Here is a 13,670-nt window from a genome sequence, read left to right as displayed (position 1 = left end):
CATGCTGGTGTCTCTGAGCGGTGTGCAGCACCGCTACGGCGCGACCGTCGCCCTGGCCGACTGTCGGCTCGACATCGAGCCCGGCGAAGTGCACGCGCTGGTCGGTGAGAACGGCTCGGGCAAGAGCACCGTGGTCAAGCTGCTGTCGGGCATCATGCGGCCGACCGCCGGCTCGGTCCAGGTCGACGGCGCCCCGGTCACGCTGCGCTCCCCCGCCCACGCGCAGCACCACGGCATCGTCACGGTGTTCCAGGAGACGCTGGTCGCCGACGAACTGACTTCGCTCGACAACGTGTTCGCCGGCACCGACGGTCTGTTCCGGCGCCGGCGGAGCGTCGCCGCCCAGCGCACCGCGGCCGCCGACGCCCTGACGCGGCTCGGCGCCGACCCGGCGTTGCTCGACCTCACCCCCGACCACCTGAGCCTGGCCGAACGGCAGATCCTGACGCTGGCCCGGGCGCTGGTACGGCCGTGGCGGCTGCTGATCCTCGACGAGGCCACCTCCGCGCTCGACCTGGCCACCCGCGACCGCCTGTTCGCGCTCGTCAACGAGCAGACCACCGATGGCCGCAGCGTGCTGTTCGTCTCCCACCGCATGGACGAACTGCAGCTGATCATCGACCGCGCCACCGTCCAGCGCTCCGGCGTCACGGTCGGCACCGTGACCCGCGAGGAGGCGACGCCGGCGAAGCTGCTGGCGATGATGAGCGGACGCGCCGAGCAATCGGCGCCCGCCCGCAGCGGACCCCCGCGCACCGGCGGCGACGACTTCGTCCTTCTGCGGGACCTCACCCTCGAGCCCGGCGCCGAGCCGTTCGACCTGACACTGCACCGCGGCCGGATCCTCGGCGTCGCCGGGCTCGACGGCCAGGGCGGCAGCGCGCTCGTCGAGACCGTCGCCGGTCTCCGCAAGCCTCACGGCGGCACGGTCGGGACGGCCGACGGGGTGGCGATCACGAGCCATCGCTCGGCGTTCGCCGCGGGCGTCGCGTACGTGCCGGGCAAGCGTCAGGAAGAAGGCCTGTTCCCGACGCTGGACGTGGCCGACAACCTGGCGATGGCGATCCTGCCGCGGCTGGCGCGCCGCGGGTTCTTCCGCCGCAGTCAGGTGCTGGCGACCGTGCGCGAGCACCTGGACGGGCTGGGCGTGCATCCGTCCGATCCCCGCTACCCGATCACCGGGCTGTCCGGGGGCAACGCCCAGAAGGTGCTGGTCGGGCGGTGGCTGGCGGCCGAACCCGACCTGCTGGTGCTCAACGACCCGCTGCGCGGCGTCGATCTCGGCACGAAGGTCGAGTTCTACGCGCTGCTGCGCCGCCTCACCGACGAGGGCATGACCGTGCTGATGCTCTCGACCGAGCTCGAGGAGCTGCTGGCCGTGTGCGACCGGATCGCGGTCTGCGCCGATCACCGCGTCGCCACGGTGCTCGACGGCGACGCGATGACCCACGACGCGGCCCTCGCGGCCATGTTCGGACAGGAGGTCCCATGACCACGCTCAGCACGACCCCGCGGCGGAGCGTCCCGTACTTCGTGCCCGCCGTGCTCGCGGTGATGCTGATGCTGGTGATCACCGCGTCGGCGTCCCCGCAGTTCCTCGACGGCGGCTGGAAGCTGGTGTTCGTCTACGCCTCGCCGCTGATCCTGCTCGGCATGGCCCAGGCGCCGGTCGTACTCAGCGGGGGCGGCGGCATGGACCTGTCGGTCGGCCCCGCGGCCGGGCTGATCAGCGTCGTCCTCGCCGCGGTGCTGATCCCGAACCAGTTGTCGGTGTGGTGGCTGATCGTGCTGGCGGCGCTGGTGCTCGGCGCGGCCGCGGGCGCCATCAACGGCGCGCTCGTCGCGTTCGTCCGGATCCCGCCGATCATCGCGACGCTCGCCACCTACCTGGTGTTCGCCGGTCTCGCGACCCAGATCCTGGCCGCACCGACCGGGTTCCTGCCGGGCTGGATGCGGTGGTTCACCGGCACCGACGGGCCGCTGCCCAACGTCGCGTACGTCGTTCTCGGCGTCGGTGCGGTGTGGTGGGGGCTGACGCGCACCGCGTACTGGCGCAACCTGCGCGCGGTCGGCAGCTCCGACCGGGCCGCGTACGCGTCGGGGGTGCCGGTGACCGCGGTGCGGTTCCTGGCCTACCTCGTCACCGGCGTGTTCACCGGGGTCGCGGGGCTGGTGCTGACCGCCGTGCTCGGTGGCGCCGACTCCACCGTCGGCCCCACGTACACCCTGCAGGCGATCGCCGCGGTCGCGCTCGGCGGCGTCAGCCTCGCCGGGGGACGCGGCGGGCTGCTCGGCGCGGCGGCCGGCGCGGTGCTGCTGTTCCTGATCCAGAACTACTTGACGCTCACCCAGGCCTCGTCGTTCGTGCTGCAGATGGTGTACGGCGTCGTGCTCGTCGTCGCGATCGTCGCCAACGGCCTCTGGGACCGACGGAGGAAAGCACGTTGACTGCCACAGTCGCCGCGGGCCAGCTGGCCGCGCCCGCCGGTCGGATCGCCGAGAACGTCGACCGCACGCTCCGCGCGATGCGCGACGCCCGTTCGGCCGGGGTGGACCTGCTGGTGCTGCCCGAGTGCGGCCTGACCGGTTACGTGTTCGACGACGCCGCGTCGGTGCACGCGGCCGCGCTGGAGGTCGACGGCCCTGAGCTGGCCCGGGTGGCGTCGGCCGCGTCGGGGTCGGGCCTGCACGTCGTCGTCGGTTACCTCGAGCGCGCCGGTGACCGCGTCCACAACACCGTGACGCTGTTCGGCCCCGGCGGGCCGATGGCCACCTACCGCAAGACGCACCTGCCGCACCTGGGCGCCGATCGGTACGTCACCCCGGGTGACAACCTGCCGGTGCTGGTCACGACACCGTTCGGGGTGATCGGGCTGAGCATCTGTTACGACCTACGATTCCCCGAGTGGGCGCGCTGCCTGGCGCTGGGCGGCGCCGACATCATCGCCAACCCCACGAATTGGCCGGCTCCGGCCGAGCAGGTCGCCGAGCTGTTCACCCGGGTGCGGGCGGCCGAGAACCACGTCTACGTGATCGCGGCCAACCGGGGAGACGAGGAGGAGGGGGTCTCGTTCATCGGCCGCAGCCAGATCCTCGATCCCTCGGGCGCGGTGCTGGCGTCCGCGGATCGCGGCGACGCGCTGGTGATCGCCGCCATCGACCCGGCGGAAGCCCGCCGCAAAGAAATCCTCGCCCCCGAGGTCGACTTCGCGATCTCGCTGTTCGGCGATCGTCGCCCGCGCCTCTACGGCGAGCTGACCCGTGAAACCCCCGCCAGGAAGGACGCCTGACATGTGCGGAACCAATTTCGTCGACCAGGCCACCGCCGACAAGATCGCCGCGACCGCGGCGAAGTTCCGGCAGATCACCGAGAGCCCGTTCGGCCCCGACGACGAGATCGGGATGCTCAACCTGATCACGCCGGAGTCGATGCGCGCGGTGCTCTCGCGCGCCGACGCCGGGCACACGATCGACCTGAGCGTCGACTACTTCCTGGGCATGCCGTCGTTCACCGCGGCGGGGCAGCCGCCGTACCAGATCTGGATGACCAACACCCCGCGCGGCACCGCCGTCGACGACGGGACGGGCTTCGGTGAACAGAACAAGCTGGTCGGCTACTCCGGTGACGCGATCTCGATGTACACGCACTGCGGCACGCACATCGACACGCTGAACCACTTCGGGTACGGCACCAAGATCTGGAACGGTTTCGACGCCGACCAGTACCTCGGCGCGCGGCACTGGATGTGCGCCGGCGCCGAGAAGCAGCCGCCGATCATCGCGCGCGGAGTGCTGCTCGACGTCGCCGCGCTGCACGGCGTGGACGTGCTGCCGCAGAGCTACGGCATCGGCGCGAAGGACCTGGCCGACGCCGCCCGCGCGCAGCAGGTCGAGCTGCGCCCCGGCGACGTCGTGCTCATCCGCGGCGGCCAGATGACGCTGTGGGACGACCCGCAGGCCTACATCACCAACGAAGCCGGGGTGAACCGCGACGGCGCGGAGTTCCTGGCCAGGAGCGGGGCCGCGCTGGTGTGCTCCGACAACCTCTCGTTCGAGCAGATCCCGTCGACCGAGGAGGGCAACTGGTTGCCGGTGCACACGTACCTGTTCGCCGAGGCCGGTGTGCCGATCATGGAGGTCGTCGACATGGAGGCGCTGTCGGCCGAGAAGCTGTACGAGTTCTGCTTCATCGGCGCCGGCATCAAGCTCCGTGGCGCGACTGCCGCACCCATGCGCCCCCTCGCGATGCCCCTGCGGGAGCGCTGACCCGGCCCGCTTCGGCGTCGGAAAGGGCTCAGGTCGCCCGGGCGGCGCCCGATCAGGCACGTATGCCGTTCGCCACTCGGAACGTCAGCCTGCCGTGGCTGTCACTGGCCCTCGTCGGGACGATGCTCGTGACCGCGGCCTGCTCGGACTCCACGTCCGGGGACATCGCGGCCCCCGATCGGGGGGTCGTCGGCCTGGCGATGCCGACGAAGGGGTCGGCGCGGTGGATCGGTGACGGCGAGAACATGGTCAAGCAGTTCACGCTGCTCGGCTACCGCACCGATCTGCAGTACGCCGCCGACGACGTGCAGACGCAGATCGACCAGATCGACGCCATGGTGGAGCGCGGCGACAAGGCGCTCGTGGTCGGAGCGATCAACGGCAGCGCGCTCAAGGACGTACTGGCGAAGGCCGCCGCGGCCGACATCCCGGTGATCTCGTACGACCGGCTGATCCGGGACTCCGGGGACGTCGACTTCTACGCGACCTTCGACAACTACCGTGTCGGCGTCCTGCAAGGGTCCTACATAGTGGACGCGCTCGGGCTGAAGCGTGGTCGCGGTCCGTTCAACCTCGAGTTGTTCGCCGGTTCCGCTGACGACAACAACGCGACGTTCTTCTTCAACGGGGCGATGAGCGTGCTCCGCCCGTACATCGGCCGCGGCCGGCTCGTCGTCCGAAGCGGGCAGACGTCGTTCGCGGCGGTCGCCACCCAGCGCTGGGACGGAACGGTGGCCCGGCAGCGGATGGCCCGCATCCTCGCCGCCTCCTACGGGTCCGCCCGCCTCGACGCGGTGCTCTCGCCGTACGACGGCATCAGCCGGGGCATCCTGGAGGCGGTGAAGGCGGCGGGCTATCGCGGTTCGCAGCTGCCGGTGCTCACCGGCCAGGACGCCGAACTGGACTCGGTGAAGCTCATCGCCGCCGGTCAACAAGGGCAGACCGTCTACAAGGACACCCGTGAACTGGCGAAGGTGGCCGTTCAGATGACCAACTCCCTGCTGACCGGCGGTACCCCCGAGGTCAACGACACCAAGCAGTACAACAACGGCGTCAAGACAGTGCCCACGTTCCTTCTCCAACCGGTGAACGTCGACAAATCGAACTACCGGCGGGTCCTCGTCGAGGGCGGCTACTACACCGCCGACCAGCTAGCGGGCTGAAAGCGACACACTCAGGAGCACGCATGAACGGATCCGCTCCGCAGAGCGGGTCGAAGCGTCGGTCGCCGGCCGGCCGATTCTTTGACCTCCCGGTCCGCACCAAGCTGGGCGCCCTCGTCGGCGCGAGCCTGGTCGCACTCGCCACCTGCCTGGTGGTGACGACCGTGAGCCATCAGATCGCCGACAGCACCGCGACACGGCTGCAGAACATCAACGAGGCCGGCGCGCTGGTGCTCCAGCTCGATCGTCAGGCGACCGAGCTGAAGAGCAGCGCGCTCCAAGCGCTCGTCCGCAGCGACCCCGCCACCCAGCAGGCGCTGCTCGCCGATCAGGTCGGTGCGGCCGATCAACTGCTCGGTCGCCTGGAGACCGTTGACCTGCCGAGGTCCTTGTCGAGCGCGGTGTCCCGGATCAAGACCGCGTACACCGACTACACGGCGGTCGTCACCCGCTTCGTCGCCGGGGCCGCGGTCGACCCGGCCGGTGCCCGGAGCGCCTGGGGCCAGATCGGCATCGACAACTATCTGACCAGCACCGTCCTGGAGAACGAGCGGACGCTGTTCGCACGCGTGGTCACCGCGGAGGAGGCCGCGTCGGCCACCAGCCGCCGGAACGCCCAGTACGTCCTGTGGGCCACCGCGGCGGCGACCGCGCTTCTCCTCTGTCTGCTGGCCCGGTTCGTGGTGCTCTCGATCACCGGACCGCTGCAGCGGGTGCGGTTGGCACTTGCGGCGATGGCCGGCGGTGACCTCACGGTCCGCGCGGAAATCTCGTCCCGGGACGAGGTGGGCCAGATGGCCCACGCGCTGGACGAGGCTCAGTCCGGCGTCCGCAGCGTGATCGCGGCCGTCTCCGACTCGGCGTTCCACGTCGCCGCGGCGGCCGAGCAGATGTCGTCGACGTCCAGCCGGATAGAAGCGTCGGCTCAGGATGCGTCCGGCCAGGCCCAGGGCGCGGCGGAAGCCGCGGCCCAGGTGTCCGACAACGTGCAGACCGTCGCGCGGGGCACGGAGGAGATGGGGCTCTCCATCCGCGAAATCGCCCACAACGCGACCGAGGCGGCGCGGGTGGCGAGTCAGGCCGTCGGCGTCGCCCAGACGACGACGGAACAGATCGGGAAGCTCGGCCAGTCCTCCACCGAGATCGCCACGGTGGTCAAGGTGATCACGAGCATCGCCGCGCAGACCAACCTGCTCGCGCTCAACGCCACGATCGAGGCGGCGCGCGCGGGCGAGGCGGGCAAGGGCTTCGCCGTGGTCGCCAGCGAGGTCAAGGACCTGGCCCAGGAGACGGCGCGGGCGACCGAAGACATCGCGCAGCGGGTGGACGCGATCCAGTCGGACACCGAGGCGGCGATCGCCGCGATCGGTCAGATCAGCGAGGTCGTCATGCAGATCAACGACTTCCAGTCGACGATCGCCGGAGCAGTGGAGGAACAGACCGCGACCACGAGCGAGATGAACCGCAGCGTCTCGGCGGCCGCCGACGGGGCGGGAGGTATCGCCACCAACATCGCGGGCCTGGCGACCGCTACCCAGATCACCACCGAGGGCATCTCCCAATCCCAGAGCGCGGTGGCCGAACTGACCAGGATGGCCCAGCAACTGCAGGCACTGACCACCCACTTCCGGAGCTGATGAGGTAGGACGGGCCCCGGTGGCGAACCGGCCGGGCGCGGGAGGTCACGCCCGGTGACGTGCTCGCCACAGGTCGCCGGCGACCACCGCCGCGGCGACCGGCCACAGCAGGGCGCCTCCGACCGCCACGAGACCGAATCCCGCCCCGGTGCGCAGTACGCGACGCAGCCCGGTCGGCCGGGTGTCGAGTGTCATCGTTCCCCCCTCGTTTCGGAGGCTCAGGCGGTCCGGCCGGTCACCCGGCGCGACCCGCCCGTCGTACCGCTGCTCGCTCATCACCGCTCCTCCCCTCACCTCCAGCGTCGACCGCACGGCGCGGGCGGGGCAGGGCCGGACGTCCCGAACCGGCCGGGTCCTCCGCCGGGACCTCCGCCTCTGCCGGCCGGCGACGACGCGCCCGACCCTGGAGGTGAGAGAGGAGGTCGACATGTCAGATACAACCGTGGTCACCGTGGGGGTCGACGGTTCGGCTCCCGCGCTGGCCGCCCTCGACTGGGCGGCGCGGTACGCGTTCGCCCGGGAAGCGACGCTCGACGTGGTGGTGGCCGTCGGATGGCCGGGCGAGCGCCAGTTCTACGGCGGTTACCGCGTCGCCGAGCTGAAAGACGCCGCCCACGTCGACGGGGAGAAGACCCTCGGCCGTGCGGTGGCCCGGGTTCGCACGGCCCGGCCCGGCCTCGCGGTCGACGGCCGGGTCAGCGACGAGACCGCCGTCCGCGCCCTCCTGGACGCGTCCGCGCTCAGCGATCTCGTTGTGGTCGGCTGCCGAGGCCTCAATCCGGCCGCGGGCCTGGTCCTGGGCTCGGTGTCCACTGCGGTCTCCGCGCACGCGGAGCGCTCGGTGGCGGTGGTCCGGGCCGATCGCGTGCCCGGACCGGAGGCGCCGGTCGTCGTCGGCGTCGCCGGGTCCGATTGGGACGAGGCCACCCTCGGGGCCGCGTTCGCCGAGGCCGACCGGTGGGCCGCGCCGCTGGTGGTCGCCCACGCCTGGAGCGACGTCAGCCGGGTGGGCCTGTTCGGCTCGGCCGCCGTGCCGAGCTGGATCGAGGCGCGGGAGGAAGCGGACGCCCTGGTGACCGGCCGGCTGGCGGGATGGCGGGCGAAGTATCCCGACGTCCGGGTCAACACCGTGGTGGAGCGGGAACGTCCGGCCGAGATGCTGCTGGGCCTGGCTCCCGACGCCGGTCTGGTCGTGGTCGGATCGCACGGGCGGGGTGGCTTCGCCGGCATGCTGCTGGGCGCGGTCGCCCGCCGCCTGGTGCACCACGCCGACGCGGCGGTGCTCGTCGTCCGCTGATGCCCCGGCGAGGGGCGGTCCGGTCGGATCGCCCCTCAGATCCGATGGCGCCACCGCGGGCTGACCGCCGCCCACTCCGCCGCCCACGCGGCGTACCGACGATGGTCGAGCACCGCCTGCGCGCTCGTGTAGACGGCGAACAGCACCAGCCCACCGAATCCCGTGGCCGCCAACGCCATCGTCCACGCCTGCGCCCGCAGGTCGCCGACGGTGATCAACGCGGGTACCGGCGTGCCGGTCTCGTCGAACCAGACCGCGACCCGGTCGCCCTTCACACCGGGGTGACGCGAGTAGACGTCGCCCGTGCGCACCGTTCCGTCCGGCTGGGTCCACCGGGCCCTCACCGGCGAGCGTTGCCGGTGGACCGGCGCGGACGACCCGTTCGACGTCGAGACGGTGTCGGCCAGGAGCACCACGGTGACCTCGTGCCGATGCCGGAGCTGGTCGGCCCGGTGGTCGACCGCGGTTCGGTACCTCGTCGCGGCCAGGTCACCGGCGGTCGTCACCAGCCCGATCGCCAGCAGCGCCGTGACCACCCGCAGCAGGGCGTCGACCCGATCGAGTCGACGCCGCATCGGATTGCGTCCGAAGCCGAGCGTGCGGAGAACGCGACGGGGCCGCGAGTAGCGGTTCATCTCAGTAATAGATCCCGCGCGAAGCGACGTCGTCGCGCAGCGCGCGGTAGGTGGTGTCGTCCTGGTCGAACGTCATCGAGTTCGCCACCCCGACGACGCCGTCGACCCGCCCCGCGAGCGCGACGGCGATCTCGGTTTCGCTCTTGCGCCGCAACCGCCCTCGCAACGTGACGTGGCCGTTCGCGACCCAGGCGGAGGCGGTGCCGGGCTCCAGCATCAGCACCCGGTCGAGCACCTCGTGCTCGACTTCCGCACGGATCTCGTCGTCGGTGCGGGTGAACATCCGGATCAGGTCCCGACGGCTGACGATGCCGATCAGGTCACCGGTGTCGTCGACGACCGGCAGACGCTTCACGTGGTGCCGCTCCATCAGTGCGGCGGCCTCGACCACGGACGCTCCCGGCCCGATCGTCACGGCCGGCGACGTCATCAACGTCCGGGCGGACTCGCCGTCGGCCTTGGCCCGATCGGCGCGGTGCCGTCGGAAGATGCGCGGGAGGTCGTCGGCGTCGTCCTGGTAGGTGATCTTGTGCAGCAGGTCGGCCTCCGAGACGACCCCGACCACGTGCCGATCGTCGTCGACGACCGGCAGCGCGCTGACCGAACCGGCCTCCAGTTGCCCGGCGACGGTTTTCGCCGGTGATCCGACGTGGACGGTGCGGACGTCGGTGGTCATGACGTCCCGGACCTTGCGGTGGGTCATCGTGGGCTCCTCGGCCGGGCGCGACTCCAGGTCGCGCGTCACGGGTCTCCACCTCAGCGTGGGACGGTGGGCCGCTCGGGAGCAGAGGCCAAAGTCCCGGAGGTCGGCTCAGGAACCGGGACGCAGCGGCACCGACCAGCACAGCCGGGCCCCGCGCTCGGCCTGGGGCTCGAACGTGCAGTCGCCGCCGTACCGGTGGGCGCGGGAGGCCATGTTGACGGTTCCGTGGCCAGGCGTGTCGTCGGCACCAGGCCCGACCCCGTCGTCGGTGACCACCAGCGTCACCCGGCCGGACCCGACGTCGACACTCAGCTCCACCTCCGCACTGGACGCCCGCGCGTGCCGCGCCACGTTCGTCAACGCCTCCCCCAACACTGCCAGCAGATCAGGACGAACCGCATCCGGCACAGCCGAATCGATCGGACCCACCAAGTGCAACCGCGGCTCGAACCCCAACGTCTCCGCCGACCCCGACACCACACGCAACACCTCCCCCCGCAACCCACTGGGCCGCTCCACCGGCTCCTGCAGCGAAAAAATCGTCTTGCGGACATCGCGGATCGTGTCGTCCAAGTCGTCGACGAACCCGTTGAGCTTGTCGGTCACCTCCGGACGGCCGGCCATCGTGCTGACACCCTGCAGCCCGAGCCCCACCGCGAACAGCCGCTGAATAATCAGATCGTGCAGGTCACGAGCGATCCGGTCGCGATCCTCGAAGACCGCGAGCCGCTGCCGATCGGACGCCGCCCGGCTGAACTCCAGGGCGAGCGCGGCCTGACCGGCGAACGCGTGCAGCATCCGGGTGTCGGCGTCGCTCAGCGTGGCCCGCCCCTCGACCCGGGCCACCGAGATCACGCCGAAGACCCGTCCGCCCGCGGCCAGCGGGACGATCGCGCCCGGGCCGAGGAAACGGTCGGGAACCGGGGCCGGGTCCCGCGGGACGAACGGATGGGCGCCGCCGCCGTCGAACCGGAACGGGCTGCCGTCACCGGCGAACAGCGCGGTGCGGGCGCTGGGAACGGTGTAACTGGCGCCGAGGAAATGATGTGCGCCGTCCCCGAACGCGGCCCGCACGGTCAGCCGCGGGTCGTCCTGCGGCTCGCCCTCCCCGCGGAGCAGGAGGAACCCGGCGTCGGCCTGGCCGATCTCCACGGCTTTGGCGACGATCAGACCGCTGGTCTCGGTGAAGTCGGCGCCCTGCAGAAGCCGGTCGGTGACCTCGGTGGACGCGGCGAGCCACTGCTCGCGCCGGTGGGTCTGCTCGAACAGCCGCGCGTTCTCGATCGCGATCGCGGCCGCGGCGGCCAGCGCGATCACGACGTCCTCGTCCTCCTCGCTGAAGTCCTCACCGCCGCGTTTCTCGGTGAGGTACAAGTTGCCGAACACCGTGCCGCGCACCCGGATCGGCACACCGAGGAACGACGTCATCGGCGGATGGTTCGGCGGGAACCCGTAGGACTCCGGGTGCTCGCCCAGGTCGTGCAGGCGGATCGGCTTCGGCTCGTTGATCAACAGGCCGAGAATGCCTTTGCCGTGCGGCGGATCACCGATCGCGACCCGCGTCTGCGTGTCGAGCCCGACGGTGATGAACTCCACCAGCAGACGCTCGGGTCCGATGACGCCCAGGGCCGCGTACCGGGCGCCGGCGAGCTCGGCCGAGAGTTCCACGATCCGGCGCAGCGTGTCGGGCAGGCTCAGATCGCTGGCCATCGACACCACCGCGTCGAGCAACCGGTGCAGCCGCGACTGGGTGTCGAGCAGGTCCTCGGCCCGGACGACCAGCTCGCGGAGCAACGTGTCCAGGCGCAACCGGGACAGGGACGGCACCGGTCCGGCCGATTCTTCGCTGTCGTCGCTCATCGTTCGCTCCCGCCGGACACCTCTGCCGCCGGTCGCAGCCTAGTGAAGAACCCACCGGATCCGGTCCGCGCCGTGTAGGAACGACACATGATCCGGGTGTACCTCCTCGACGACCACGAAGTCGTCCGACGTGGGTTGATCGCGCTGCTGGAGTCGAGCGGTGACATCGAGGTCGTCGGGGAGTCCGGCTCCGCACCCGAGGCCACCCGCCGCATCCCCGCGCTGCGCCCGGACGTCGCCGTGCTCGACGCCCGCCTCCCCGACGGCAACGGCATCGACGTCTGCCGTGACGTCCGGTCGGCCGACCCGTCGATCAAAGCCCTGATCCTCACCTCGTACCAGGACGACGAGGCCCTGTTCAGCGCGATCATGGCCGGAGCCGCCGGCTACGTGCTCAAGCAGATCCGCGGCACCGACCTGATCGACGGCATCCGGCGGGTCGCGGCCGGGCAGAGCCTGCTCGACCCCGCCGTCACCCAGCAGGTACTCGAACGGATCCGCGAGGGCCACGAGCACACGCCGTCGGAACTGGCCCGCCTCACTCCGCAGGAACGGAGGATCCTCGAACTGATCGCGCGCGGCCTCACCAACCGGCAGATCGGCGAGGAGATGTTCCTGGCCGAGAAGACGGTCAAGAACTACGTCTCCAGCCTGCTGTCGAAGCTCGGGCTCGAACGCCGCACCCAGGCCGCGATCCTGGCGACGAAGCTGCTCGGTCCGCACACGCCCGGCGCCTGACACCCTCTCAGTCGAGCGTGACCAGCCCGTAGTGGCCGTCGCGCCCGACATGGAGCACGGTGCCGCGCCCGGTGGCACTGTCGGCGAAGAGCACCCAGGGTTGACCGCTGCAGCGCAGGCGCTCGGTGGCATCCCCGACGCTCAGCCGGGGTGCGTCGCCGACCTCGATCGCCACCGGCGTGGCCGGAGTCACTTCGAGCGGCTGATGCCGGACCTGGGCGAGGCGATAGCCGGTCGGCCCGGCGCGGAACACCACGGTGTCCACGTCGGTGTCGACGTCGTGGAACAGATGGAACTCGCGGTCGAGCGCGTCGAGATCGGCGATCGCTTCGTCGACGGTGCACGACACCGGCGCGTAGGTGCCGTGCGGGTGGATCTCCGGATCGTCGCCGGCGTCCGGTACCACCGGCCGTTGTCCGTGGCCCCGGCGCCCCGGATGACGATCGATCCGCTCGATCGCGGTGCGCAGCGAGTGCTGCAGCGCGTCCAGTCCTTCCCGGGCCGACGACGCCGTCGTCTGCACCCGGACCAGCCGCCCGTTGACGTTCACCAACGCGTTGGAGACCACCGGCCGGGGCAACGCGGGGTCGGGGAAACGCACCATCCGCACCGACGCCCGGAGGATCGGGTACGGGCAGTACCTCAGCGCCGCACGCACCTTCCGCCGCGCGTGGTCGGGGACGTCGGGAGCGAAGTACCCGTCGGTGGTCACCTCCACCGGGAGCTCCGCCAGAACGACCGGGGCATCACCATGAACGCTCATCGCAAGCCTCCTCACACCCACCAGCCTCGTCGCGTCCCACCGAACCGGGCAGGGTCCTTGGTCCCGGACCGAGGCGACCAGCGGTCCTGGTGGTGACTCCCGGCCCGGAATTCGGTCCGGGTCGGGATCGTCGACCCTGTCGATCCCCGGTGGACGGTCGCGCGCTGGAGGTACCGGCTGCCCTTCCGCGTTCGAGGAGGATCGCCATGAGGCACCGCACCGCACCGCGACCCGACGGAGCACGGCGTCCGTCGACTCCGCGCCCGGCCCGCCCCGTGATGAGCGCGTGGAAAGGAGTCGTGGTCGGCCTCGACGGCACCCTCGCCGCCGACCGGGCTCTCGGCTGGGCCTGCGTGGAAGAGAGACGCGGCACGCGTCGACGGGGAGCGGGCGCTCGACCGGCGGCGACCCGCCTGGGCGCGGCGTTCCCGGCGCTGTCCGTTTCCGGGCGGGTCAGCGACGAGCCACCCGCGCGCGCCCTCCTGGAAGCGTCCGCGTCCCGCGCGTCGGTCGTCGTGGGCTGCGGTCGGCATCGCCGGCGCCGACCAGGACACCACCACGCTGGAGGCCGCGTTCGCCGAGGCCGACCGGTGAGCGCGCCGCTGGTG

Annotated in this window: 13 protein-coding genes; 8 read left to right on the top strand and 5 right to left on the bottom strand. The window is 71.4% G+C overall.

Annotated elements, in window-relative coordinates; genetic code table 11:
• The first annotated feature begins 1 nt into the window (after position 1).
• The 6 genes from CRYAR_RS18090 (at position 2) to CRYAR_RS18065 (ending at position 7,066) form a co-directional block, all read left to right on the top strand.
• The gene (locus CRYAR_RS18090; protein ID WP_035852359.1) at positions 2 to 1,492 is read left to right on the top strand and encodes a sugar ABC transporter ATP-binding protein; all 1,491 of its coding nucleotides are present in this window, start codon (positions 2 to 4) and stop codon (positions 1,490 to 1,492) included.
• Positions 1,489 to 2,448: an ABC transporter permease gene (locus CRYAR_RS18085; RefSeq protein WP_035852356.1), complete on the top strand. Its 960-nt coding sequence runs from the start codon at positions 1,489 to 1,491 to the stop codon at positions 2,446 to 2,448. Before CRYAR_RS18090 ends, CRYAR_RS18085 begins: the two co-directional genes overlap by 4 nt.
• A complete protein-coding gene (locus tag CRYAR_RS18080; protein WP_051570555.1) occupies positions 2,445 to 3,290 on the top strand; it encodes a carbon-nitrogen hydrolase family protein in 846 nt (281 codons plus the stop codon). Before CRYAR_RS18085 ends, CRYAR_RS18080 begins: the two co-directional genes overlap by 4 nt.
• Position 3,291: 1 nt before the next feature.
• Positions 3,292 to 4,266 (top strand): cyclase family protein, encoded by a 975-nt coding sequence (locus CRYAR_RS18075; RefSeq protein WP_035852344.1) that lies wholly within the window; start codon positions 3,292 to 3,294, stop codon positions 4,264 to 4,266.
• Positions 4,267 to 4,328: 62 nt separating this feature from the next.
• Entirely contained in the window at positions 4,329 to 5,429 is a 1,101-nt protein-coding gene (gene chvE, locus CRYAR_RS18070; protein WP_281174606.1) for a multiple monosaccharide ABC transporter substrate-binding protein, read from the top strand.
• Between the two features lie 23 nt (positions 5,430 to 5,452).
• Positions 5,453 to 7,066 carry a methyl-accepting chemotaxis protein gene (locus CRYAR_RS18065; protein ID WP_035852341.1) on the top strand — a complete coding sequence of 538 codons (1,614 nt, stop codon included), beginning with the start codon at positions 5,453 to 5,455 and terminating at the stop codon, positions 7,064 to 7,066.
• Between the two features lie 45 nt (positions 7,067 to 7,111).
• Here CRYAR_RS18065 and CRYAR_RS18060 read toward each other — a convergent pair whose 3' ends face one another.
• Complete coding sequence (locus tag CRYAR_RS18060; RefSeq protein WP_035852339.1) at positions 7,112 to 7,342, bottom strand: hypothetical protein; 231 nt, start codon at positions 7,340 to 7,342, stop codon at positions 7,112 to 7,114.
• Between the two features lie 151 nt (positions 7,343 to 7,493).
• On the opposite strand from CRYAR_RS18060, the gene CRYAR_RS18055 reads away from it, so the two are divergent.
• The gene (locus CRYAR_RS18055) at positions 7,494 to 8,363 is read left to right on the top strand and encodes a universal stress protein (protein WP_035852336.1); all 870 of its coding nucleotides are present in this window, start codon (positions 7,494 to 7,496) and stop codon (positions 8,361 to 8,363) included.
• 35 nt (positions 8,364 to 8,398) lie between these two features.
• Here CRYAR_RS18055 and CRYAR_RS18050 read toward each other — a convergent pair whose 3' ends face one another.
• The 3 genes from CRYAR_RS18050 to CRYAR_RS18040 form a co-directional block, all read right to left on the bottom strand.
• The gene (locus CRYAR_RS18050; RefSeq protein ID WP_035852333.1) at positions 8,399 to 8,998 is read right to left on the bottom strand and encodes an Rv1733c family protein; all 600 of its coding nucleotides are present in this window, start codon (positions 8,996 to 8,998) and stop codon (positions 8,399 to 8,401) included.
• A 1-nt stretch (position 8,999) separates the two neighbouring features.
• Positions 9,000 to 9,743, bottom strand: a complete 744-nt coding sequence (locus tag CRYAR_RS18045; RefSeq protein ID WP_211247518.1) for a CBS domain-containing protein — start codon at positions 9,741 to 9,743, stop codon at positions 9,000 to 9,002.
• 66 nt (positions 9,744 to 9,809) lie between these two features.
• Positions 9,810 to 11,561 (bottom strand): GAF domain-containing sensor histidine kinase, encoded by a 1,752-nt coding sequence (locus tag CRYAR_RS18040; RefSeq protein WP_035852331.1) that lies wholly within the window; start codon positions 11,559 to 11,561, stop codon positions 9,810 to 9,812.
• Between the two features lie 87 nt (positions 11,562 to 11,648).
• On the opposite strand from CRYAR_RS18040, the gene CRYAR_RS18035 reads away from it, so the two are divergent.
• The gene (locus CRYAR_RS18035) at positions 11,649 to 12,299 is read left to right on the top strand and encodes a response regulator (RefSeq protein ID WP_035852328.1); all 651 of its coding nucleotides are present in this window, start codon (positions 11,649 to 11,651) and stop codon (positions 12,297 to 12,299) included.
• A gap of 7 nt (positions 12,300 to 12,306) precedes the next feature.
• Here CRYAR_RS18035 and CRYAR_RS18030 read toward each other — a convergent pair whose 3' ends face one another.
• Positions 12,307 to 13,062: a sigma 54 modulation/S30EA ribosomal C-terminal domain-containing protein gene (locus CRYAR_RS18030; protein ID WP_157017860.1), complete on the bottom strand. Its 756-nt coding sequence runs from the start codon at positions 13,060 to 13,062 to the stop codon at positions 12,307 to 12,309.
• Positions 13,063 to 13,670 lie beyond the last annotated feature (608 nt).

Source organism: Cryptosporangium arvum DSM 44712 (assembly GCF_000585375.1).
Lineage (GTDB): Bacteria > Actinomycetota > Actinomycetes > Mycobacteriales > Cryptosporangiaceae > Cryptosporangium > Cryptosporangium arvum.
This window is presented reverse-complemented; position numbering and strand designations above follow the sequence as displayed.